Genomic DNA, 22,425 nt, shown 5'->3' with positions numbered 1-22,425 from the left:
GCGGTTATTCCTCCTTCAACTGCTCAAACATCGTGATGGCATGCCCCGCCAGCAGATGATCGGGCTGAATCGCAGTCACTCTGTGAAATGTCTCGAGTGCACGCGCTGCATCGTCATCAGTCATATAGCGGGCAAGCGCGATGTTATATAAAGCATCGGTATGCTCCGGCTGTCCAGCGAGCAGCGCGTCAAGCACGCTCACTGCTTCTTCGTACATGGACAGCTGACAGAGCAGCAGCCCATACTGAAAAGCTACTTCATCATCAGCAGGCTTCAATTCATAGCTGCGCATCATGTAAGGCAGCGCCGACTGAAAATCGCCTGAATTAATGAAGCTCATACCGAGCATATAATGGATATCAGCGTCTCCGTTATTGACCGCCAGCGCTTTCTGATAAAGTGGGACCGCATCGGTATAGCGTTCATAGTTAAAGTAAATGTTCGCGAGGCCGTAGTAAGCACCGCTGTGCTCTGCATCAAGTGTCAGAGCCTTCCGGAAAAAGCGTTCCGCTTCTTCCACTTTGCCGGCATCTGCGAGGATGGTCCCGGCATTGATGTAATGGTTCGGTTCATCCGGATTTTCTTCTATCGCCTTAAAGAGCATGGCCAGTGCCTGCTCATATTTTTTCTGCTGAATCAGTTCAATTAAATACTGTTCGTTCATAGTAGCCTCCTGTTATCCCTATTATATCAGACTATAAAAAAGAAGACATATGTCTTCTCAGACGACATATGTCAGTTGATGGGCATGCTTATAAACATCGTCAATCGTTGCGCCGCCGAGACAGACTTCATTTTGATAGAAGACGACTGCCTGGCCCGGTGTGATAGCACGGACTGGTTCTGCAAAGGTCACTTTCAGCTGAGTATCAGATATTTTGTCGACAGTGACTTTCGTGTCCTGCTGGCGGTATCTGAACTTCGCTGTGCATTCAAGCGGTGACGAGAAATCCACCGCGTTGACAAAGCTGAAGTCAGAGGCGATCAAGTAATCGCTGTACAGCGTGTCATGGTGGAATCCCTGCTCAACGTATAGTACATTGTCCTGCAGATTTTTACCGACAACAAACCATGGCTCACCATCACCGCCGATGCCAAGCCCGTGACGCTGACCGATTGTATAGTACATGAGACCGGCGTGTTCTCCCATGTCTTTACCTTCAAGCGTAGTCATACGGCCGTTTGTCGCCGGTAAATACTGGCTCAGGAATTCCTTGAAGTTCCGTTCGCCGATAAAGCAGATACCGGTCGAGTCTTTCTTCTTCGCTGTCGCGAGATTGTGCTCTTCCGCGATGCGGCGCACTTCCGGCTTCTCCAGATGGCCGAGCGGGAACATCACATGCTGCAGCTGCTCCTGTGTCAGCTGGTTCAGGAAATAAGTCTGGTCTTTGTTGCTGTCATTACCGCGCAGCATTTCGACAGTGCCGTCTTCATGACGTCTGACCTGTGCATAGTGACCAGTCGCGACATAGTCCGCACCAAGTTGCAGCGCATGGTCAAGAAATGCCTTGAATTTAATCTCTTTGTTGCACATCACGTCAGGGTTCGGTGTACGGCCTTTCTTATATTCATCAAGGAAATAAGTGAATACTTTATCCCAGTACTCCTGCTCGAAGTTCATCGCATAGTATGGGATGCCGAGCTGGTTGCACACGGCGATGACATCCTCATAATCTTCGGTCGCTGTACAGACACCATTCTCGTCTGTGTCGTCCCAGTTCTTCATAAAGATGCCGATCACGTCATACCCCTGCTCTTTCAGGAGCAGCGCCGTGACTGAACTATCCACGCCGCCGGACATCCCGACGACGACTTTTGTATGATGGTTATCCATTATATCCGCTTCTTTCTTTAGTCATTTCATATATTTTAAGCAGCTGGTCTGCCATATAGTCCAATTGTTCTTCTGTCATCTCATGGCCGAAGCTGAACCGTATGGACTGCTTCGTACGCGGGTCCTCACCGAACATCGCAGTGAGCACATGTGACGGTTCGATGGATCCTGCTGTACATGCTGAGCCGCTTGACACGTAGACACCTGCCATATCAAGCAGCGTCAGCATGAGCTCCACATCGCTGAACGGAAAATAAAGGTTCATGATGTGAGCAAGCTGCATATTTTTGTCGCCGTTCATTTCAAAGGGGACGGTTCGCTGCTGCAGACTATGAAGGAAATACTCCTTCAGCTGTGTCAGTCTGATGTTATGATGATCGAGCTGGTCAGCTGCCTCAGTCAGAGCGACTGCCATTCCTTTGATGAGCGGCACGTTCTCTGTTCCTGCACGGCGCTTCGTCTCCTGGGAGCCGCCGAGCTGTGAATACTCGATAGCTGTTCCCTGTTTGATGTAAAGCAGTCCGACGCCTTTAGGGCCGTAAAACTTATGCGCCGTCAAGCTGAGCATATCCACTTTCAGTTCTTTAACATCAATCGGCAGATGACCGGCCGTCTGCACAGCATCAACATGGAACAGTGCTTGATGACCGTCAAGCAGCTCACCGATGTCATCCACCGGCTGGATCGCACCGACTTCATTATTGCCGAACATTATGGAGACCAGGATTGTATCCGGTCTCAGTGCCGCCTTGAAATCCGTCAGCTGGACGACCCCGTATCTGTCCACCGGCAGATAAGTGACCTCAAACCCCTGCTTCTCCAAGTATTCGAAGACATGCAGCACAGAGTGATGTTCAACCTGAGTGGTAATGAGATGGCGTCCAAGATGCTGATTTTTATAAGCTGCGCCTTTAATCGCTGTATTATTGGATTCTGTAGCACCGCTCGTAAACAGAATTTCTTTAGGCCGTGCATTGAGCACGCCCGCAATTTGACGACGAGACTGATCGATAATCTGCCGTGCCTCCCGCCCGATCTTATGAATAGATGACGGATTGCCGTAAGCCGTATGATAAACGGTCATCATCTCTTCAATCACCCGCGGAGCAACAGGTGTTGTCGCTGAATAATCTGCATACACTTGCATCTTGAACATCCTTTCCGTTTTTTCAATACTCTATAATAGCACCGATTCATGTAAATAGCTAGTTACTGGAACTTTACAATTTGTAATCAATCATTTCGCGATTTTTACCGATTATAAAGTAGGAGGTGTTCGAGTGACGAGGACAATGATCAACTTAGAAGTAATGAGTAAGAGAGGCGTATTAGATGATGACGACAGGAAGCTGCTTGACAAGGAAAGGAACGGCTGGAACGGGGAACGGCTCGTTGGAGAAGTGCTGCAGAAGGTGCTTGACGGCCGGTGGTTCACGAGCAATATACTGCTCGAGCATGACCAGAACTATATCCAGCTGGATCATGTCATCATTACCCGCCAGCGCGTCATTATATTAGAGGTAAAAAACCACCGTCACGATTATGAGGTCCGTTCCGGAAAATGGTATTTTCAAAACGGACGGGAAGTCAGTAATCCATTGAACCAGCTGGAGCGGGCTAAAAGCATACTCGCTCATTGGCTTCAACGACGAAAGATTTACTTGCAGGTTCATGGTTATATCGTCTGGACAGGTGACAGCCATATTTTCGGACTGCAGCCTGACGATGCAATCATCAAAATGACTAAACTGGCAAGAATAGCCAATGAGTTACAAGTCAGCGACGAGCTATTCCCTCAGCTACACGAAGTTTTTCTTACAGACCAACTGAAAACCAATCCATTCTATCATCATCGTGCTGCGGGTCAGCTCAAAAACGGCTTCAACTGTCCGTCCTGTTATTGTTTAAGTCTGAACGGCAGAAAGCAGCAGATGAAATGTATCGACTGCCGGACTACTTTTTCAATAAGTGAAGTCATCTACACTAATATGATTTATTACTGTTCAGTGCATAACGTCCATGAATTCAGCATCCGCTGTCTCGCGGAATTTTTCGGTGACTACTTTACAGTCAGGACACTCCAGCTTTATATCAGGAGCTATATAGAGGCGCAGCGGCTCATCAAAATCAATCGCACCACTTATCGACTACCGGAGACGATTGACACCATGATTAAGGAGCACCTGTTAAGTAATAATTAACGGGTGTGTTCGTTTGGCGGGCCTCTTGCGAATATTCCTGCCGTTATATTCGTTTGGCGGGCTTCTTGCGAATATTCTGGCCGCTATATTCGTTTGGCAAGCTTCTTGCGAATATTCTGGCCACTATATTCGTCGGGGAACAATCCAGCAGTTAATCCAGTCGTCAGGCATATTCATTTCTCTGCTATTCCCTGAATGCTAAACTGTCCTATATAACCAGGAGAAAGAGGGCTTATCAATGAACAATACAAAGATTCCAGTAGCTGTACTGGACCTTGCTATATTAAGACAAGGAGAAACGAATCGTCAGGCCATCCAGAATGTTGTCAAGCTGGCGCAGACGGTCGAAGCGCTCGGCTATAACCGGTTCTGGATTGCAGAACATCATAATACGCCGAACTTAGCGAGTTCAGCGACAGTCGTTCTAATCAATCACGTGCTCGCGCACACGTCTCGTATTCAAGTGGGCGCAGGTGGCATCATGCTGCCGAACCATACGCCGTTAATAGTTGCTGAACAGTTCGGCACGCTTGAGACAATCTATCCGAACCGTCTGAACTTAGGGCTCGGCCGGGCACCGGGCACTGATATGATGACCGCAAGCGCCCTCAGAAGAAATCAGCATGAAGCTGTCTATACTTTTCCTGATGATGTCAAGGCGCTTCTTGACTATTTCGGTCCCGAACATAAGCAGGGCTATGTAAAAGCATATCCGGGTGTGGACACTAATGTGCCGCTATACATTCTTGGTTCATCCACTGATTCTGCCCACCTTGCAGCACGTCTCGGACTTCCTTATGTCTTCGCTGCTCACTTCGCACCGGAGCAGATGAAAGAAGCGATTGCTATCTACAGAAATCTCTTCACACCTTCTGAGTATCTGGCTAAGCCCTATGTCATGGTCGGCATGAATGTCATTGCTGCTGAAACTGACGAAGAAGCTGAGTTTCTCGCAACGAGCACACATATGATGTTCCTGAGCATCGTCAGAAATTCAAGACAGCCGCTCCAGCCGCCGACTCATGACTTAGATGCCATCTGGAGTCCTCAGGAGCGACTGATGGCTACGTCCCGCACTAAAGCGTCGCTGATCGGCTCCAAAGAAACAATCGCGAAACAGCTTGCAGATTTCCAGGAACAGTACCATGCTGACGAAATCATTGCGGTGTCCTATATATACGACCTCGCAAAACAGCGCCGCAGCTATGAAATTCTGAAAGAAGTCACCTCATAAAATAAGCGGCTCCTAGGAGCCGCTTATTAAATATAGAACATGTAACCTTCAATAATATCTTCTTCTTTGTAGTTCATCAGATCTTCAAGTGTGGTTTCATCGAGTACCTGCTTCACGGCATCACGGATTTTGATCCAGAGCTGCTTCTGGGCAGCCGGTTCATCTTCTATGCCTTCTACAGGTGTGATTGGACCTTCAAGCAGACGGATGATATCTCCTGCGGTAATATCACCGGGCGCTTTCATGAGCTGATACCCGCCCTTTGCACCGCGGATGCTTCGGATGAGCCCGGCGTTTCTCAGCGGACCTACAAGCTGCTCGAGATAGAGATCGCTCAGTCCATTTTCTTCAGCGATTGACTTCAAAGAGACAGGCCCCTGTCCATAACGTTTGGCTAAGCTGATCATTAATGTGAGACCGTAGCGGCCTTTAGTTGATATTTTCATACAGACGACTCCTTTTTGTTAAATCAATTTTATCACATTTGACAGAAAGATAAGGTAAACTTTAATAAAAAAGGAGGACAATTATGGAACCATTAGCCTATAGAATGCGACCGACATCCATCGATGATGTCATCGGTCAGCAGCACCTCGTCGGTCCTGGGGGAATCATCAGAAGAATGGTGGATGCCGGACGGTTGTCCTCGATGATTCTCTACGGTCCGCCGGGCACAGGCAAGACAAGCATTGCCCGTGCCATTGCCGGCTCGACCGCTGCTAAATTCAGACAGCTGAACGCCGTCACTGACACCAAGAAGGACATGCAGCTCGTGGCGGAGGAGGCGAAGATGTCAGGGCAGGTGATACTGCTGCTTGATGAGATTCACCGGCTGGATAAGGCGAAGCAGGACTTTCTGCTGCCCCATCTTGAGAACGGCCGCATTATACTGATCGGTGCGACAACTTCTAACCCTTATCACGCCATCAACCCGGCCATCCGCTCAAGAACACAGATTTTCGAGCTGCAGCCGCTGACAGAAGCAGATATAAAGCAGGCGCTTCAGCGGGCACTGACAGACAAGAAGAACGGCTTCGGCAATCAGGCAGTGGTAGTAGAGGGCCAGGCGATGGACCATTTCATCATGGCAGCAGGCGGCGACGTCCGTGCGAGCCTGAATGCTCTGGAACTAGCCATATTATCAACGCCTGACAAAGATGGTACCATCACTATTACTCGGCAGGACGCTGAAGACTGCCTGCAGAAAACATCCTTCAACTTTGATAAAGACGGTGATATGCACTATGACATTATGAGCGCCTTCCAGAAGTCCATACGCGGCAGCGATGTTGATGCGGCACTCCACTACCTGGCGCGGCTGATTAACGGCGGCGACCTGCCGACCATTGCGAGGCGGCTCTTAGTCATCAGTTTTGAAGACATCGGCCTTGCCTCACCTCAGGCTGCCTCGCGGACACTCGCTGCTATTGAAGCGGCAGAACGGCTCGGCTTCCCGGAAGCACGCATTCCATTGTCCCAGGCGGTCATCGAACTCTGTCTGAGTCCAAAATCCAACTCTGCTGTGACGTCTATTGACAGCGCCCTTGCAGATATTAACAAGGGCCGGACCGGTGACATTCCAGCCCATTTAAAGGACAGTCATTATCAGGGTGCGAAAACACTTGGTAATGGCACCGGCTACCAGTACCCGCATCAGTTTCCGGGCGGCTATATCAGCCAGCAGTACTTGCCGGATCAGCTGAAGGACGCCCGTTACTATCAGCCGAAAGAGACGAGTAAATCTGAGGCCCAGTTCAAGCAGATTTATGATAACATCAGCCGACAGAAAAAGAAGTGACAGCTCAAAGCTGCCACTTCTTTTTTAGTCCGCTACGTCACGCTTAGTAAAGACCCATAGGCCGATGCCAAGCAGCAGAGCGAGCGCGATGATGTTATAGACAAAGCTGAAGCTATAAGACATACTGTCAATCGGCGGTGCGCCCATAAATCCTATATATTGATTCATCGACCAGTTCGCCGGCCAGATGAACTTCACAAGATCTGTCTTGTCTGCTATAAAGTTAGTGATCAGTCCGCTGAAAAACAGCAGGCCGATGGTCAGGCCGAGCGATACGGCAGTATTTTTGAACAGTACTGATAACACATAAGCAATCGTTGCGAAAATAATGACATAGATCAAATCGTTCAGCAGAAGCTGCGTAAAATACGGCCAGAAATCTTCCATGTGATACTTGCCCTTAGCCGTATCGAGTACCGCATGTTTTGTCGTTGGATTTATCTTGCCCGTTACAATACCCACTAGACCGGATATAATAAATGTGAACAATGTGAAGGCCACTGAAATCAGTACAGCCGTCAGCCATTTAGCGAAGAAAATCTTCAGTCGTGATGCCGGACGGATCAGCAGCAGTTTAATCGTCCCCTGCTGATGCTCACGGCTCATCAGACTGCTAGTGATGACCGTCACCATGATAATGACAAAGTTGATCATATTAGTCGTACCGAGAAGATTATCAAAGACGTTATTAATTGCAGGCGGTCTGACGTCGTGTTTCAAGTAGTACTGCAGCCGTGGAATCTCCTGCTCGAGGCTGTACATTTTTGAATAATCCTGCTGCTTAAAATCTTTATCGTCTTGAGCATGCAGCCGTTCAAGGTCTTGAGACATCTTCTTGATATCTGTCTGCACTTCTGTCTTCCAGTGATCCTTACTATATTCCTTTGTGTGATTGATGCCCGAGCCGAATGACATATTCAAGACAGTCAGCAGCACAAACAGCAGCATGATCATAATGAGCATAATATACGTACCCGGCCGGTTGAAGTATTTGATCCATTCATTCTGTATCAGTTTAAGCAATGTCAGTCCCTCCTTCAGCCGTCAGTTCAAGGAAACGGTCTTCCAGCGACTGTTTTGATTTTGTGACGCTGTATATATCAATGTCACGCTTCACCAGCTCCCGGATCAGGCCAGGTACTTCGCTCGGTCGACACGTCATCGTAATCAATTTATCCTGGACGTCAAAATCCAGCTGCCGGTCATTCAAATATTTCACTGCCTGGTCAACAGGATGCAGGTCGAACTGGTGAACTACCCTATCATTAGCTGTGTCTATAGTCTGCACGTCTTCAATACGGATCATCTGACCGTCTTTTATAATGCCGAACCGGTCGCACATGAGCTCCATCTCTGCGAGCAGATGACTGGAGACAATGACTGACATCCCTTCTTCTTCAGCGAGACGTCTGATGTAATTCCTGATTTCACGGATGCCCGCCGGATCAAGGCCGTTGGTCGGTTCATCTAAAATCAGTAGTTCCGGCCGGTGCAGCAGTGCCTGGGCGAGTCCGAGCCGCTGACGCATACCGAGTGAATATTTCTTCACCTTATCTTTGATGCGGTGTTCAAGACCGACCAGTTTGACTACCCGCCTGATGTCTTCAGTCGTGATGCCCTGCTGCATGCGTGCATACTGCTTCAAGTTATCAAGCCCTGACAGAAACGGATAAAGCTCCGGATTCTCGACGATAGCACCCATTTTCTTCATGGCCTCTGCCCGCTCCGTTGCCAGGTTCATTCCAAGCACAGAAATAGTGCCGCCGGTCGGTGTCGTCAAACCGACAATCATCCGGATCGTTGTCGTCTTCCCTGCACCGTTCGGCCCAAGAAAACCGAAGACTTCGCCTTTTCTCACCTGAAAAGAGAGGCCGTTGATAATCTGGCGTTTACCGATTGTCTTCCTTAAATCGTTCACTTCAAGACTATAAAGAATGTCTTCCATAATTCTCCTCCTATTATCATTCGTTCCCTCTTATCATAACGCACAAGATAAGATAATAAATGGAAAACAATAAAATTTAAGGTAACTTTAAGGTAAAAAAAAGAGACTTCTCAGTCTCTTTCAGCTGTATATCAGCCTGCTTATCACTGGCCTTTATCTTTGACGCGCCGCACCGGTATATCTTTCAAAATGTCGTTGATGACAAAACTTGCGCAGATCAGACCGACGACACTCGGCACAAAGGCATTGGATGACGGCGGCATCTGGGCTTTTCGAATAGACGCATCCGGGTTACCGACATAGCCTTTCACATCGTCCCGGATGACAATCGGGCTTTCGTCAGAAAAGACGACAGGTATCCCTTTTTTAATGCCTTCTTTTTTCAGACGCGTACGGATGACTTTCGCCATCGGGTCAGTATGCGTCTTTGAGATGTCTTTTATCTTGAAGCGTGTCGGGTCTGTCTTGTTCGCAGCACCCATACTGGAGATGATTTTAATGCCGCGTTCCAGACATTCCTTCATCAGATGAATCTTATAGACGATCGTATCAGAAGCATCGACGATATAATCGATGTGATGGCTGAACAGCTCTTCATACGTCTCTTCTGTATAGAACATATGCATCGGTGTCACCCTGCATTCCGGATTGATGAGCTTGATCCGCTCCTCCATCAGCGTCACTTTCGACCGGCCGATTGTCGTCGTCAGCGCATGCAGCTGCCGGTTGACATTCGTGATATCCACATCGTCCTTATCAATCAGGATGATATGGCCGATATTCGTTCTTGCCAGCGCTTCAGCCGCAAAGGAACCGACGCCGCCGACACCGAGCACTGCGACTGTCTTATTGTTCAGAAGGTCAAGCCCTTCTTTTCCATAGGCGAGTTCATTTCTGGAAAATTGATGTTTCATTCTTTCACACACTTTCACATTTTATACTTATATCCTACCACAACACTCATAGTAATCCATAAAAAAAATACACAGGACCGAAGTCCTGTGTACCGATAACATCCGACTGAGCCGTCATCTTAAAGTTGATTATTTTGGCCTGCTATATACAGGTGGGTGTCCTGTTTCTTACCTTGCACGTCCTATAACATAGGCATGTGCTCACTATGAAAACCTATTAGACTCCCTAATCAAAAGTGTTAGGTCAAAATAGAAAAACAAATGTCGAACTCTTCAGATATTCATCTTGTAAATATATAATAGCACATTGAATCTATAATGCAACTTATTTGTCTTCTTTAATATTCAACGTCAGATTCAGCTCGCTAAGCTGTGCTGAATCCACCGGACTCGGCGCGTCAGTCAGCAGACACGTCGCTGAAGCCGTTTTAGGGAAGGCGATGACATCTCTTAAGTTGGTACGGCCGGACAGCAGCATCACCATGCGGTCAAGTCCAAGTGCGATACCGCCATGTGGTGGCGCACCGTATTTAAACGCGTTCATCAGGAAGCCGAACTGTTCCTCTGCTTCTTTCTGTGTGAAGCCGAGTGCTTCAAACATCTTCGCCTGCATCTCCTGGTCATGGATACGGATGGAGCCGCCGCCGAGTTCATAGCCGTTCAGCACGATATCGTAGGCATTCGCCTGCACTTTATCTTTATGCGTTAACAGCATATCGACATGTTCTTTCTTCGGTGCGGTAAATGGATGGTGCGCCGCGAAATAACGCCCTGCTTCTTCGTCGTATTCGAAGAGCGGCCAGTCAGTGACCCAGAGGAAGTTGAACTGGTTGTCGTCGATCAGGCCGAGTTCCTTGCCGAGTTTGTTTCGCAGATTAGCAAGTGACGCATTGACGACGTCCTGCTTATCTGCAACGAATAACACGAGGTCCCCGGCTTCCGCTGCAGTCGTTTCAAGCAATTCCGTTGTGATAGCTTCGTCAAAGAATTTTGCGATCGGACCGTTCAGTCCTTCTGCTGTCACTTTAACCCAGGCAAGGCCTTTTGCGCCGTAAATTTTAGCGAAGTCCTGCAGCGCGTCGATATCCTTGCGGGAGTATTTGTCCGCTGCCTCTTTAACGACAAGCGCTTTGACCGCGCCGCCGTTCTCAACAGCTTCCTTGAACACTTTAAAGTCCATTTTTGAAGCCAGTTCATTCAATGTCTTCAGCTTCATGTCAAAACGCGTATCCGGTTTATCGATCCCATAGTCGCGCATCGCTTCCTCGTAAGTCATACGCGGGAACGGCAGTTTGACGTCAATGCCTTTCACATCTTTCATGATGCGGGCCATCATCCCTTCATTCATCGCTATGACATCTTCCTGGTCGACGAAGCTCATCTCGACGTCGATCTGTGTGAATTCAGGCTGACGGTCAGCACGTAAATCTTCATCGCGGAAACATTTGACGATTTGATAATATTTATCAAAGCCGCCGATCATTAAGAGCTGCTTGAAAATCTGCGGTGACTGCGGCAGCGCGTAGAATTCACCTTCGTGCACACGTGACGGCACAAGGTAGTCACGCGCACCTTCAGGCGTTGACTTCGTCAGGACAGGTGTCTCTACTTCGTAAAATCCTGATTCGTCCAGATAATTACGTACAGCACGTGTAATCTGATGGCGCATACGGAATGTCTGTGCTAACGGCTCACGACGCAGGTCAAGATAGCGGTACTTCAGCCGGATGTCTTCAGCGATATCCACTTCAGATTCAATCTGGAACGGCGGTGTCTGTGCTTTATTGATGATATTCACTTCAGCGATCTGCACTTCAACCTTACCTGTCTTGATCTTCGGATTCACTACTGCTGCATCGCGCGCCGTCACTTTACCGCGCACTTCAATGACGTATTCAGAACGTAGCGTCTCAGCGACTGCCAGTGCCTCCTGTGAGAAGTCAGGGTTAAAGACAATCTGTACGATGCCTTCACGGTCACGCAGATCGATGAAGATCAGGCCGCCGAGGTCACGGCGTTTCTGTACCCATCCCTTCAAAATGACTTCCCGGCCGATATAATCTTCTGTGACAAGGCCACAGTATGTTGTGCGTTTCTCCATTATGCTCTCTCCTTCAAGTAAAGTGCGATTTCTTCCAGTTTAACATCCGTGACGTCACCTGATGTCATTTCTTTTAATTTGACTGTGCCTGTCTCGAGCTCATTGCCGCCGAGCACGAAAGTATACTTTGCGTTCAACCGGTCTGCCTGCTTCATCTGCGCCTTCATCTTGCGGTCCAGGTAATCCATATCTGCTCTGACGCCCTGCACCCGCAGGTCAGCGATCAGCTTCACCGCATCGTTCATCGTCTCAGGCATCGTCACGATAAAGAGGTCCAGCCGTTCATCTGTCTCAAGTTCAATGCCTTCTGCTTCCAGTGCAAGCAGCAGACGTTCGATACTGAGTGCGAAACCGATCCCTGTCTCACTCGGACCGTCCAGCATCTCAAGCAGCCCGTTGTAACGGCCGCCGCCGCATAATGTCGTAATAGCACCGAACCCTTCCGCTTCACTCATCATCTCAAACGCTGTATGCGTATAATAATCCAGTCCGCGGACAAGGCTTGCATCTTCCATATAAGGAATGCCGAGTCTGTCCAGATATTTCTTCACTTCATTGTAATAGTTCTTCGAGTAATCATTCAAGTAGTCCGTGATTTTCGGCGCACTTGCCACGGACGGCTGATCTTTGTCCACCTTGCAGTCAAGAATGCGCATCGGATTTTTGTGCAGACGGTTCTGACAGTCCTGACAGAACGCGCCGATGTACGGCGTGAAATGCTCGACGAGCGCATCCTTATACTCTTTACGGGAGTCGATGTCACCGATGGAATTGATGACGAGCTTCAATGATTTCAGACCGAACGAGCTGTAAATATGATAGAGCATGTGCAGCACTTCTGCGTCGATGGCAGGATTTTCTGCACCAATCGCTTCGACACCAAACTGGACAAACTGACGGTAACGTCCTTTTTGTTTACGCTCATAGCGGAACATCGGCCCCGTGTAGTAAAGTTTAATCGGCTGATTCGCGTCGCCGTGCATCTTGTTCTCGATATAGCTGCGGACGACGGCTGCCGTCCCTTCCGGCCGGAGCGTCATACTGCGGTCGCTCTTATCCTTGAATGTGTACATTTCTTTCTGGACGATGTCAGTTGAGTCGCCGACCCCTCTTGCAAACAGGTCAGTGCTTTCAAACATTGGTGTTCTGATTTCTTTATAGTTATAAGCCGCTGCGATTTCATTTAACTTCGCTTCAACGTAGCGCCATTTCGGCGTATCTTGCGGCAGAATATCCTGCGTTCCTCTTGGTATACTGATCATTATCTTGACCTCCTTTAAAATAAAAAAGCCCCTTATACGCTGATGCGTATAAGGGACGAAATAACCGTGTTGCCACCCAAATTGATACATGAAGTATCCACTCTTAAGGACAAGTATCGTTTGTCTGACGGCTCTACTTTTCATAGAACGACCTCACCTGTTGTTCACAGTCATATGTTTCTCGTCTGCTTTCAGCAGCTGCAGACGTCTCTTCGAAGAAAGGGATATCACTTTGACAGGTTCTAGCGGTTATAATTTTCAATTAAATTCATCTTACTTCTTCATTGCGTTAAAGTCAAGCTAATAGAGGAAGTAGTTTCTCAGTCCATCGACGATAGCAGTCGTCACCAGCTGGCGGTCAGTTTTGTCGGTCATCATCAGCTCATCAGTCGGATTGCTGATATAACCAAGCTCCAGCAGTACAGCAGGTATCTTTGTCTGGCGGATCACCTGGAAGTTCTCCTGTCTGACACCTCTATCGGAGAGCAGCGTTTTATTCTTGATCGCTAAATGCAGTGTATCAGCTAACGGCTTCTGAGAATCCTTGTAATAGTAGACCGTCAATCCGTGCGGGGAACTTTCACCGAGTGCGTCACTGTGAATGCTGATAAAAGCATCAGCCACACCCTGCCGGTCTTTCAGCTTGACATATTCGTCACTGTCACGTGTCATGATGACGCGTGCGCCTTCAGCCTTCAGTTTGTCGCGCAGCATGAGTCCGGTCTTCAATGTCACTTCTTTTTCCAGTGTTCCTGACTTACTGCTTGCGCCTTGGTCGGAGCCCCCGTGACCAGGGTCCACAATGACCGTTCTGCCTTTGAACGGATTCTGCTGCACGACCTGGTCCTTCGCGATATTAAGGTTCGTATGCCAGCCCGCAATCCAGCCTATTTTATCGTCTCCCTGCACATAGAACCATTTGCCGCGGCGTTCAATAATCGCGAACTGTTCACCTTTTTGCACTTCAAAAATAACGGGATAGGCAGCCTCCGGACCTGTCCGCAGTTCGTTGTTTTCAATCATGGTCAGTCGTTTAGGCGCTTCCGCCTGACCGCTCATTAAATAAAAAGCAGTCACTGCTATAAGGATGCCTATTATTAATGCAAGTACGATGGATAATGGTGCCTTCTTCAGTTTAATGCGGCTCATCGGATTTTACCTTCATGGCATTCATAAATAACAGTGACCGGCCCGTCATTGATGAGCTCGATATCCATCATCTCACCGAAATCGCCTGGTTTAACAGTCACACCTTCAGCTGCCAGCTGACGATTGAACGACTCATAAAAAGCACGCGCGGTATCCGGTCTCATCGCACGCGTGAAGCTGGGACGGTTCCCTTTTCGCACGTCCGCATATAAGGTGAACTGGGAAATCGACAAAATTTCGCCGCCTATTTCCTTGATGGACAGATTCATCTTATCTTCATGGTCTTCAAATAACCGGGCCTGCACTATCTTTTTCGCCATAACCGGCACGTCCTGTTCGACCGTTTCTTCGCCGATACCGACTAACAGTAGCAACCCCGGCCCGATCTCATGATACATAGCTGCACTTTTAACTGATGCGCGCTTCACTCTCTGTAATACAACTTTCATCATACACCTCAGTTCCAGATTCGGGTCACAGTGTAGATATCACTTAACTGCTTTATTTTTTCCACGACTTTATATATATCATTGACGTTCTTGACCATAATGCCGATATTGATTTTAGCCCGCTTGTCGATGTCGGCGCGGCCGTTCACCTGGACAAGCGCTATTTTAGTGGAATTCACAGCCTGCAGCACTTCATTCAGCAGACCATTGCGGTCATAGGCAGTGATCTCAAGGTCCACTTGATACGTCTTGTTGGAGTTCGTGGATTCCACCCATTCCACATCGATGATCCGCTCAGTCTCGTCCTTAATGTTAGGACAGTCCGTACGGTGGACTTTGACACCGTGACCTTTTGTGATGTAGCCGATTATCTCGTCTCCCGGCACCGGGTTACAGCACTTCGACAATTTGATCAGCATATTGTCCATGCCTTCCACGTAGACGCCGGATTCGGTCTGAATATCCCGCTTGATATTCAGCGACTTATTGACTTCCTGCACTTGATTCAGTGCCTGTTCCTTCTGCTTGACTCTCAGCTTCTCGGTCATTTTCGCGACGACACTGCCTGCCGCAAGACCACCAAAACCGACGGCTGCATAAATATCATCCATCTGTGAGAAGCGGTACTTATCCATCAGCACATTGAAGTTATCCGCCGTCAGCACTTCATCGGCCCGGTAACCCTGATCTTTGATCTCCGCTTCAATCATAAATTTACCTTTTTCAACATTGCTTGAGCGGTCCTGCTTCTTGAAGAAACTGCGGATCTTACTCTTCGCACTGGACGATTTAACGATTTTCAGCCAGTCACGGCTCGGTCCGTATGAATGTTTAGATGTCCGGATCTCAATGATATCACCGGTATGCAGCTGGTAATCAATCGGCACAATTTTACCGTTCACTTTCGCCCCGATCATCTTATTGCCGACTTCACTGTGGACGGCATACGCAAAATCAATCGGCACCGCACCGAGCGGCAGCTCCACGACGTCACTTTCCGGCGTGAAGACATACACCTTATCACTCTGCAGATCGTATTTCAGCGACTCCATAAAGGCTTCCGCATCCATCGACGTGGAATCCGTCTCCTCAATCTCCTTGATCCAGTCCATATTGCTTAAGTTCTTGGCTTCATCCGGATTGACGATCGTCTTGCCTTCTTTGTAGGCCCAGTGAGCCGCGACACCGTGCTCAGCAACTTCGTGCATTTCGCGCGTCCGGATCTGTATTTCGAGCGGATCTCCGTTTGGACCGACGACCGTTGTATGCAGCGACTGATACATGTTCGGCTTCGGCATTGCGATATAGTCCTTGAAACGGCCGGGCATCGGTTTCCATAATGTATGGACCAGTCCCAGCACAGCGTAGCAGTCCTTGATGGATTCAACGATGATACGGATGGCCAGCAGATCGAATATCTGGTCGAACTGCTTCTTCTGCTTGACCATCTTACGGTAAATACTGTAAATGTGTTTCGGACGGCCGGAAATATCTCCGTCGATACCTGTAATCTTCATTTCATGGGCAATGTTCTCAATCGCATTGTCGATATACGCTTCCCGTTCGCTGCGCTTTTTCTTCATGAGATGAACGATGCGGAAGTACTGGATGTTATCGATGTAGCGGAGCGAGATGTCTTCCAGCTCCCACTTGATGGTGTTAATACCGAGCCGGTGAGCAAGCGGGGCATATATTTCAAGCGTCTCCTTGGAAATTCTGATCTGCTTCTCATGCGGCATCGCTTTCAATGTCCGCATATTATGTAATCTGTCAGCGAGTTTGACGAGAATGACCCGGACATCTTTAGCGATAGCGATAAACAGCTTACGGTGATTTTCCGCCTGCTGCTCTGCCTTAGACCGGTACTTCACTTTCTCAAGCTTAGTCACCCCGTCAACAATGGCCGCGACCTCTTCATTGAACATGTCCTTTAAATCTTCGTAAGTATATGGCGTATCCTCGACGACGTCGTGCAGAAATCCGGCGATAATAGTCGGACTATCCAGTTTCATTTCAGCTAGAATGCCTGCCACCTGAATGGGATGCATGATATAAGGCAATCCATTTTTGCGGAACTGGCCTGCGTGGGCTTTTTCAGCAAGCTCATAACTCTTTACAACAAGCTGATAATCCTCATCTGTCAAATACGCTTTCGTCATCGCCAGCACATCATCTACAGTGTATGGATATTCGTTATTCATGCAGTCACCTCACTTATTTAATAATGTTAATATCATACTACATATTTTATGATAAATAAACATATGAAAAAAAGAATAAAACAGCATGCGCTGCATTATTCTTCGTCGTATGATACAAGGGAGAGCACGTCATAACCTTTCAGCTTTGCCATACCATTCAAATACTTCAGATCAATGATGAAGGCAATACCTGCGACAATGCCGCCGAGCTCTTCGACAAGCTTGATCGTCGCTTCAATCGTGCCGCCGGTTGCCAGCAGATCGTCGGTTATCAGCACGCGCTGGCCTGGTTTGATGGCATCTTTATGCATCGTCAGGACATTTGATCCGTATTCAAGGTCGTATTCATAGCGGATCACTTCACGCGGCAGTTTCCCTTCTTTTCTTACCGGTGCGAAACCGATGCCGAGCGCGTAGCTCACCGGGCAGCCGATGATAAAGCCGCGCGCTTCCGGCCCGACGACAAGGTCAATCTGCTTTTCTTTCGCAAAGTCGACGATTTGGTCGGTCGCATATTTATAAGCTTCCCCGTTATCCATAATCGTCGTGATATCTTTAAAGCTGACACCCGCTTTCGGCCAGTCCTGTACTTCTGCTATATACTGTTTTAAATCCATAATATCCTCCTGTGACTAATTCATATTATCCAGAATAAGCTGCTTAATGCTGTCGAATGAAGCAAACAGCAGCTGCTGCTCCATTTTCAGTTGCTGTTCCCGCTGCTGATAACAGACGGCTGACGGAATATCCACTTTGCCGGCCGTTAAATCAAGCTGATAAGTTTCTCCGGTCACACTGACGACGCCGAGTTCCGTAAGGACGGCGAGCATAAACAGCAGCACGTTCGGCGTGACATTCAGTCGCGCGGTCAACGTCATACCATGCTGTGACAGCACGACCGGCCGATTGACCATCAGCTTATAGAGTTCCCGAAATTGCTGCAGACTTGGCATCCCTTCGAAGTAGACCTGCTTCGCTTCATGGAAGATGATATACATTTGACTGGCAGTCGATGACCGCATCGTCTGCTGAAACAAGTCAAGATTATCCGGCAGATCCCTCAGTACAATTTTATCATGGCCCGCTATATTATCACCATAAAAATAATAGTGATCGCTGTTCTTTCTGCGGTTGCGGTTGATCACATAGATGACCGGCTCATCTTTCAGGAAGGCGAATGTGCGGGGATGCTGGTTTCTGAAGTCGACCATAAGGATTTGATCTGACTTCATGTCTTCCATCATCAGCTGCGGCGATACATGATTATTCCACTCATTCAGCTGAAGTCTGCCGCACACGTCAACCGTCGTTCCTTCCGGAAACTTTCTGACCAGTTCGCCTGCCGACCATTTCAGTACGTTCAGCCGGCCGTTCAATGTCATTTTCAGATGATTCGCCTGCTGACCAATGGCCTTGATCTGAGTGATCGTTGAACCCGTGATACTGAAAATCGGCTGTGGATTAGCAGTGCCGAACGGACGCAGCCGGTCCAGCTCGTAAATATGGTCGACCGTCAGCTCATCGAGCGTGACATCGGCATCAATGATGATGGCCGGCTGCAGTTCATGCTCCGCTAAGTATCGATCAAGCCGGTCATTCAGCCGGCTTTCCAGTTCGCTGACATTATCAAGCGGCAGTGTCAGTCCTGCTGCCATATGATGGCCGCCGAACTTGGTCAGCAGTTCGATTTCCTGGTCGAGGTAATCATACATGGAGAGCTGAGGAATACTTCTTGCCGAGCCTTTGGCATAACCTGCTTCCCGGTTGATGTTCAGTACGATGACCGGAAGATAGTAGCGGTCCATCAGTTTTGAGGCAACGATGCCGAGCACTCCTTCATTCCAGTCTTCACCGGCAATGACAAGAAAGTTAAAGCCCCGCGCGACCTTATCTTCAGCCGCCGCTGCTGCCTGCTCGACTATGGTCTCCACAATGCTTTTCCGCTCGACGTTGAGCTGCTCCACCTGCTCAGCGAGAAAGACCGCTGACGTCATATCCTGCTCCATCAGCAGGTCAGCAGCAGGTCTCGCGTCATCCAGCCTGCCGACCGCATTCAGTCTCGGACCGATCATAAAGCCGATTGTCTCTTCAGTGACCAGTCCTTTATGCCCGGCCTGCTGGAGCAGCGCTTTAATACCGACCGGCGGCCGCTGATTGAGCTCGCGCAGTCCGAGCTTCACAAGTGTCCGGTTCTCATCAGTCAACGGCACAAGATCGCTGACTGTACCGACCGCAGTGAGTCCGAGCATTTCCGGGATATCTTGTCCGAGCAGTGCAGCGGCGAGTTTGTATGCGACGCCGACGCCTGCCAGATGAGGGCATGGATAGTGTCCGTCGGGATGTGCCGGATGGATGACCGCATAGGCATCAGGCAGTGCGTCACCGATTTCATGGTGGTCCGTGATGATGACGTCTACGCCAAGCGACTTCGCCACTGTAACTTCGTGCCGGCCTTTAATGCCGTTATCAACCGTAATGATCAGGCCGACACCGTCATCTGCTGCCTCTTTAAATGCCGTTTCATTCGGCCCATAGCCTTCAGTAAAGCGGTTCGGAATATAAAAGTCAGCCATGGCTCCCAGCTGTTCCAGCGCATACATCAGCACGGTGACACTGGTCACACCGTCTGCATCATAATCCCCGTAGACAAGAATCGGTTCGTCATTGCTGACTGCTTCGTGAATGCGGTCGACCGCTTTAGCCATATCATACATCAAGAACGGGTCGTGCGTCTTTTGATCAGTCAGTAATGCCGCTATCTCGCTGCGCTCTGTCAGCCCTCTTGCTGCCAGCACCTTTTGAACTAACGGGGAAATCTTGAATTCTTCAACTAAAGATGGCAGCAGTTCCTCTGAACTTCCGGTCACCCATTGTTTATTAACGGTCATAGTCATCCTCCTAACCGTTTCATTATACATGAGCGTTACAATCAACTCAAATGCCGCTGACGCAGAAAGACGCCGGGACAGAAATTCCCGGCGTCTTTTAATTAGACGTAAATCTTTTCTTCATTTGATTTCTTTTCTTCGTACACGGTCAGTTTTCCGCCGTTATTTTTCAGCTGGCGTTTCTTCAGGATACCCCATAACGGGACAGCGATGAAGATTGAACTGAACACCCCTGACATCAAACCGATGAGCAGGGCGAGCGAGAAGTTGAAAATACTTGGTGCACCGAACAGCAGCAGCGCGACAACGACGATGATGACTGTTAACACGGTATTGATGGAGCGTGTCATCGTCTGTCTGATAGAACTATTGACGATCCGGTCGATCTGTTCAGGTGCTGTGATGACTCTGACTTTACGCAAGTTCTCACGCACACGGTCAAACGTCACGATCGTATCGTTGATGGAATAACCAATAATGGTCAGCACTGCTGCGATAAATGTCATATCGACTTCCATTCTGATGACACTAAATATGGCCACAATGAGAAACGCGTCATGCAGCAATGCAAGTACTGATGTCAGCCCCATCCGCCATTCAAACCGTAAAGTGACGTACAGGATAATTCCTAATGAGGCAATGATCGTTGCAATAATCGCATTTTTAGCAAGTTCTTTACCGATGATCGGCGACACGGTGTTAACGTTCGGCTCATAGCCGTATTTGTTGTTAATCGCAGTTTTCAAGTCCTGAATTTCATTCTTCGTCAGTGCCTTCTTATACTGCACCACACCATTTTCATTGTTGGTGCCGGCAAGTGTCACATTGTCAGCAGGCAGATTGACAGCTGTCAGTTCCTGCTTCAGCTCATCCACTTTAATCGGCTGTGCGCTTTTAATATCGACACGCGTACCACTCGCAAAATCGATGCCGAGGTTAAGCTTGAAGATTGCAAGTGACGCAATACCGAGCAGGATGGTGATGGCTGATGCAATCAGTAATGGTTTCGCGAGTTTGACGAAATTGATGCGGTCCCATCTTGAATGCAGGTCATGGACGTCGATTCCTTCACTTAAATCATAGCGGTTAGATGGTTTCACACCGAACCAGCTGAACTTGTCGTTCAGCATATTGGAATTGACCACGAGTGACAGCAGCAGGCGTGTCATGAAGACAGATGTGATGAAACTCATCAGAATCGCCAGCAGCAGCATCGTCGCAAATCCTTTGACACTGCTCACACCGAAGACAAACAGCACAAGTGCCGCAAGCACAGTTGTAATATTGGCATCAAAGATCGTCAAAAATGATGACTGGGAACCTTTATGATAAGCCTGCTTAATGCTGCGGCCGATCTTCAGTTCATCTTTGATCCGTTCATACATGATGATATTGGCATCGACTGCCATACCGACACCCAGCACAAGGGCTGCGATACCCGGCAGCGTCAGCACGCCGTTGATCATATTGAACGCTACAAGCGTCAAATAAATATAGGCTGATAATGTGATGACCGCGATTAACCCTGGCAGTCTATAGTAGAGCAGCATGAACAGGAAGATGATGCCTACCCCGACTGCTGAAGCGAGCAGCGTTTTGTGCAGGGCATCCTGACCAAACTGGGCTCCGACTGAAGTCGAGTAGATTTCATCAAGTTTAACCGGCAGTGAGCCTGCGTTCAGTAAAGCTGAAATATTTTTAGCACGCTGCAATCCTTCCTGTCCGGAGAACCCGCCTGAAATCTCGACATCACTTGAGTTGATCGGCTGGCTTACTGTCGCAGCGCTGACATACTTCGGCTGCTTGCCTGCTTGTTCACGTTTTACTTCTTCCTTGTAGCTGTCCTTGCCTTTCTCAAAATCCATCCAGATGACCATAATGTTAGGATTCATCTTGGATACTTTCTCTGTCACTTGTCTGAACTTATCGGCAGACTTCAACTTTAATAAGACGTTAGGTTCATTCGTATTCTGCTTGAATCCCTGCTTGGCAGCACCTTGGACAAGGTCCTTACCGGACAGCAGCAGCTTATCATTAGCATCACGAATCGTTAAGTTCGCGCTCGTCGACAGTATTTCACGCGCTTCGTTCTGGTCTTTCACGCCGGCCAGCTGTACGCGGATCCGGTTACCTTCTTCAATCTGAATTTTAGGTTCAGAAACTCCGAGCACGTTGACCCGGGACTCCAGTGTCTCACTTGTCGCCTTGACAGCTGTCTCGTCAATTTTGTCACCTGTCTCAAGGGGTTTTACTTTGTACAGTACTTCAAAACCGCCCTGCAGGTCCAGTCCAAGATTGACATTCTTCATAATGGTTTTAGCTGTCACCCCTATTAATGAGAACAACAGAACAGTGATCAGTACAAGGGCAACGATTCTACTACGCTTTTTCACACTTTCACCTCTTAATCATCAGTCACTAACAAAAATCTGACATTATCATATCATAG

At 48.5% G+C, this 22,425-nt stretch carries 18 protein-coding genes and 1 other RNA gene; 3 read left to right on the top strand and 16 right to left on the bottom strand.

Annotation, left to right across the window (positions count from 1 at the left end; genetic code table 11):
- Positions 1-4: 4 nt before the first annotated feature.
- Genes ERX35_RS03305 through ERX35_RS03295 form a run of 3 tightly spaced genes read right to left on the bottom strand, consistent with a single transcriptional unit; the run spans position 5 to position 2,981 of the window.
- Positions 5-664, bottom strand: a complete 660-nt coding sequence (locus tag ERX35_RS03305; protein WP_149458496.1) for a tetratricopeptide repeat protein — start codon at positions 662-664, stop codon at positions 5-7.
- A gap of 57 nt (positions 665-721) precedes the next feature.
- A complete protein-coding gene (gene mnmA, locus ERX35_RS03300; protein ID WP_149458495.1) occupies positions 722-1,834 on the bottom strand; it encodes a tRNA 2-thiouridine(34) synthase MnmA in 1,113 nt (370 codons plus the stop codon).
- Positions 1,827-2,981: a cysteine desulfurase family protein gene (locus ERX35_RS03295; protein ID WP_149458494.1), complete on the bottom strand. Its 1,155-nt coding sequence runs from the start codon at positions 2,979-2,981 to the stop codon at positions 1,827-1,829. Before ERX35_RS03295 ends, mnmA begins: the two co-directional genes overlap by 8 nt.
- 133 nt (positions 2,982-3,114) lie before the next feature.
- Between ERX35_RS03295 and ERX35_RS03290 the strand changes: the two genes are divergently transcribed.
- Together ERX35_RS03290 and ERX35_RS03285 are read left to right on the top strand one after the other, a co-directional pair.
- Positions 3,115-4,035 carry a nuclease-related domain-containing protein gene (locus tag ERX35_RS03290; protein ID WP_149458493.1) on the top strand — a complete coding sequence of 307 codons (921 nt, stop codon included), beginning with the start codon at positions 3,115-3,117 and terminating at the stop codon, positions 4,033-4,035.
- 238 nt (positions 4,036-4,273) lie between these two features.
- A complete protein-coding gene (locus ERX35_RS03285) occupies positions 4,274-5,269 on the top strand; it encodes an LLM class flavin-dependent oxidoreductase (RefSeq protein WP_149458492.1) in 996 nt (331 codons plus the stop codon).
- A 26-nt stretch (positions 5,270-5,295) separates the two neighbouring features.
- On the opposite strand, the gene cymR is transcribed toward ERX35_RS03285, so the two are convergent.
- Positions 5,296-5,715 (bottom strand): cysteine metabolism transcriptional regulator CymR, encoded by a 420-nt coding sequence (gene cymR, locus ERX35_RS03280; protein ID WP_149458491.1) that lies wholly within the window; start codon positions 5,713-5,715, stop codon positions 5,296-5,298.
- Positions 5,716-5,798: 83 nt separating this feature from the next.
- Between cymR and ERX35_RS03275 the strand changes: the two genes are divergently transcribed.
- Entirely contained in the window at positions 5,799-7,067 is a 1,269-nt protein-coding gene (locus tag ERX35_RS03275) for a replication-associated recombination protein A (protein WP_149458490.1), read from the top strand.
- A gap of 24 nt (positions 7,068-7,091) precedes the next feature.
- Here the strand turns inward: ERX35_RS03275 and ERX35_RS03270 are convergent, their stop codons facing one another.
- From ERX35_RS03270 to secDF, 12 genes are all read right to left on the bottom strand, one after another.
- Positions 7,092-8,090: an ABC transporter permease gene (locus ERX35_RS03270; RefSeq protein ID WP_149458489.1), complete on the bottom strand. Its 999-nt coding sequence runs from the start codon at positions 8,088-8,090 to the stop codon at positions 7,092-7,094.
- Positions 8,083-9,012: an ABC transporter ATP-binding protein gene (locus ERX35_RS03265; RefSeq protein ID WP_149458488.1), complete on the bottom strand. Its 930-nt coding sequence runs from the start codon at positions 9,010-9,012 to the stop codon at positions 8,083-8,085. The genes ERX35_RS03270 and ERX35_RS03265 overlap by 8 nt, the downstream gene beginning before the upstream one ends.
- A gap of 143 nt (positions 9,013-9,155) precedes the next feature.
- Positions 9,156-9,926 (bottom strand): tRNA threonylcarbamoyladenosine dehydratase, encoded by a 771-nt coding sequence (locus ERX35_RS03260; RefSeq protein WP_149458487.1) that lies wholly within the window; start codon positions 9,924-9,926, stop codon positions 9,156-9,158.
- Positions 9,927-10,021: 95 nt separating this feature from the next.
- A non-coding RNA gene (gene ssrS / locus ERX35_RS03255) (6S RNA) lies at positions 10,022-10,209 on the bottom strand.
- Positions 10,210-10,251: 42 nt separating this feature from the next.
- The gene (gene aspS, locus ERX35_RS03250; protein WP_149458486.1) at positions 10,252-12,027 is read right to left on the bottom strand and encodes an aspartate--tRNA ligase; all 1,776 of its coding nucleotides are present in this window, start codon (positions 12,025-12,027) and stop codon (positions 10,252-10,254) included.
- Positions 12,027-13,289, bottom strand: coding sequence for a histidine--tRNA ligase (hisS, locus tag ERX35_RS03245; RefSeq protein WP_149458485.1), 1,263 nt, complete (start codon positions 13,287-13,289; stop codon positions 12,027-12,029). The genes aspS and hisS overlap by 1 nt, the downstream gene beginning before the upstream one ends.
- Before the next feature lie 300 nt (positions 13,290-13,589).
- Positions 13,590-14,438: an N-acetylmuramoyl-L-alanine amidase family protein gene (locus ERX35_RS03240; RefSeq protein WP_149458484.1), complete on the bottom strand. Its 849-nt coding sequence runs from the start codon at positions 14,436-14,438 to the stop codon at positions 13,590-13,592.
- Entirely contained in the window at positions 14,435-14,887 is a 453-nt protein-coding gene (gene dtd, locus ERX35_RS03235; RefSeq protein ID WP_149458483.1) for a D-aminoacyl-tRNA deacylase, read from the bottom strand. Before dtd ends, ERX35_RS03240 begins: the two co-directional genes overlap by 4 nt.
- Before the next feature lie 8 nt (positions 14,888-14,895).
- Positions 14,896-17,088, bottom strand: coding sequence for a RelA/SpoT family protein (locus ERX35_RS03230; protein WP_149458482.1), 2,193 nt, complete (start codon positions 17,086-17,088; stop codon positions 14,896-14,898).
- A 95-nt stretch (positions 17,089-17,183) separates the two neighbouring features.
- Positions 17,184-17,705: an adenine phosphoribosyltransferase gene (locus ERX35_RS03225; protein ID WP_149458481.1), complete on the bottom strand. Its 522-nt coding sequence runs from the start codon at positions 17,703-17,705 to the stop codon at positions 17,184-17,186.
- Between the two features lie 15 nt (positions 17,706-17,720).
- The gene (gene recJ, locus ERX35_RS03220; protein WP_149458480.1) at positions 17,721-19,976 is read right to left on the bottom strand and encodes a single-stranded-DNA-specific exonuclease RecJ; all 2,256 of its coding nucleotides are present in this window, start codon (positions 19,974-19,976) and stop codon (positions 17,721-17,723) included.
- A gap of 101 nt (positions 19,977-20,077) precedes the next feature.
- On the bottom strand, positions 20,078-22,369 hold the full coding sequence (secDF, locus tag ERX35_RS03215) for a protein translocase subunit SecDF (RefSeq protein ID WP_149458479.1): 2,292 nt from the start codon (positions 22,367-22,369) through the stop codon (positions 20,078-20,080).
- Between the last annotated feature and the right edge of the window lie 56 nt (positions 22,370-22,425).

Origin of the sequence: Macrococcus equipercicus, assembly GCF_004359525.2 — a bacterium.
GTDB lineage: Bacteria > Bacillota > Bacilli > Staphylococcales > Staphylococcaceae > Macrococcus > Macrococcus equipercicus.
Note: the sequence above shows the minus strand (reverse complement) of the source record. Positions and strands in the feature narration are given on the sequence as shown.

Bases quoted from the DNA above. Each gene is read 5' to 3' on its own strand.
- ERX35_RS03305 (WP_149458496.1), bottom strand. From the start codon at position 664: ATGAACGAACAGTATTTAATTGAACTGATTCAGCAGAAAAAATATGAG.
- mnmA (WP_149458495.1), bottom strand. From the start codon at position 1,834: ATGGATAACCATCATACAAAAGTCGTCGTCGGGATGTCCGGCGGCGTG.
- ERX35_RS03295 (WP_149458494.1), bottom strand. From the start codon at position 2,981: ATGCAAGTGTATGCAGATTATTCAGCGACAACACCTGTTGCTCCGCGG.
- ERX35_RS03285 (WP_149458492.1), top strand. From the start codon at position 4,274: ATGAACAATACAAAGATTCCAGTAGCTGTACTGGACCTTGCTATATTA.
- cymR (WP_149458491.1), bottom strand. From the start codon at position 5,715: ATGAAAATATCAACTAAAGGCCGCTACGGTCTCACATTAATGATCAGC.
- ERX35_RS03275 (WP_149458490.1), top strand. From the start codon at position 5,799: ATGGAACCATTAGCCTATAGAATGCGACCGACATCCATCGATGATGTC.
- ERX35_RS03265 (WP_149458488.1), bottom strand. From the start codon at position 9,012: ATGGAAGACATTCTTTATAGTCTTGAAGTGAACGATTTAAGGAAGACA.
- ERX35_RS03260 (WP_149458487.1), bottom strand. From the start codon at position 9,926: ATGAAACATCAATTTTCCAGAAATGAACTCGCCTATGGAAAAGAAGGG.
- aspS (WP_149458486.1), bottom strand. From the start codon at position 12,027: ATGGAGAAACGCACAACATACTGTGGCCTTGTCACAGAAGATTATATC.
- hisS (WP_149458485.1), bottom strand. From the start codon at position 13,289: ATGATCAGTATACCAAGAGGAACGCAGGATATTCTGCCGCAAGATACG.
- ERX35_RS03240 (WP_149458484.1), bottom strand. From the start codon at position 14,438: ATGAGCCGCATTAAACTGAAGAAGGCACCATTATCCATCGTACTTGCA.
- dtd (WP_149458483.1), bottom strand. From the start codon at position 14,887: ATGAAAGTTGTATTACAGAGAGTGAAGCGCGCATCAGTTAAAAGTGCA.
- ERX35_RS03230 (WP_149458482.1), bottom strand. From the start codon at position 17,088: ATGAATAACGAATATCCATACACTGTAGATGATGTGCTGGCGATGACG.
- ERX35_RS03225 (WP_149458481.1), bottom strand. From the start codon at position 17,705: ATGGATTTAAAACAGTATATAGCAGAAGTACAGGACTGGCCGAAAGCG.
- recJ (WP_149458480.1), bottom strand. From the start codon at position 19,976: ATGACCGTTAATAAACAATGGGTGACCGGAAGTTCAGAGGAACTGCTG.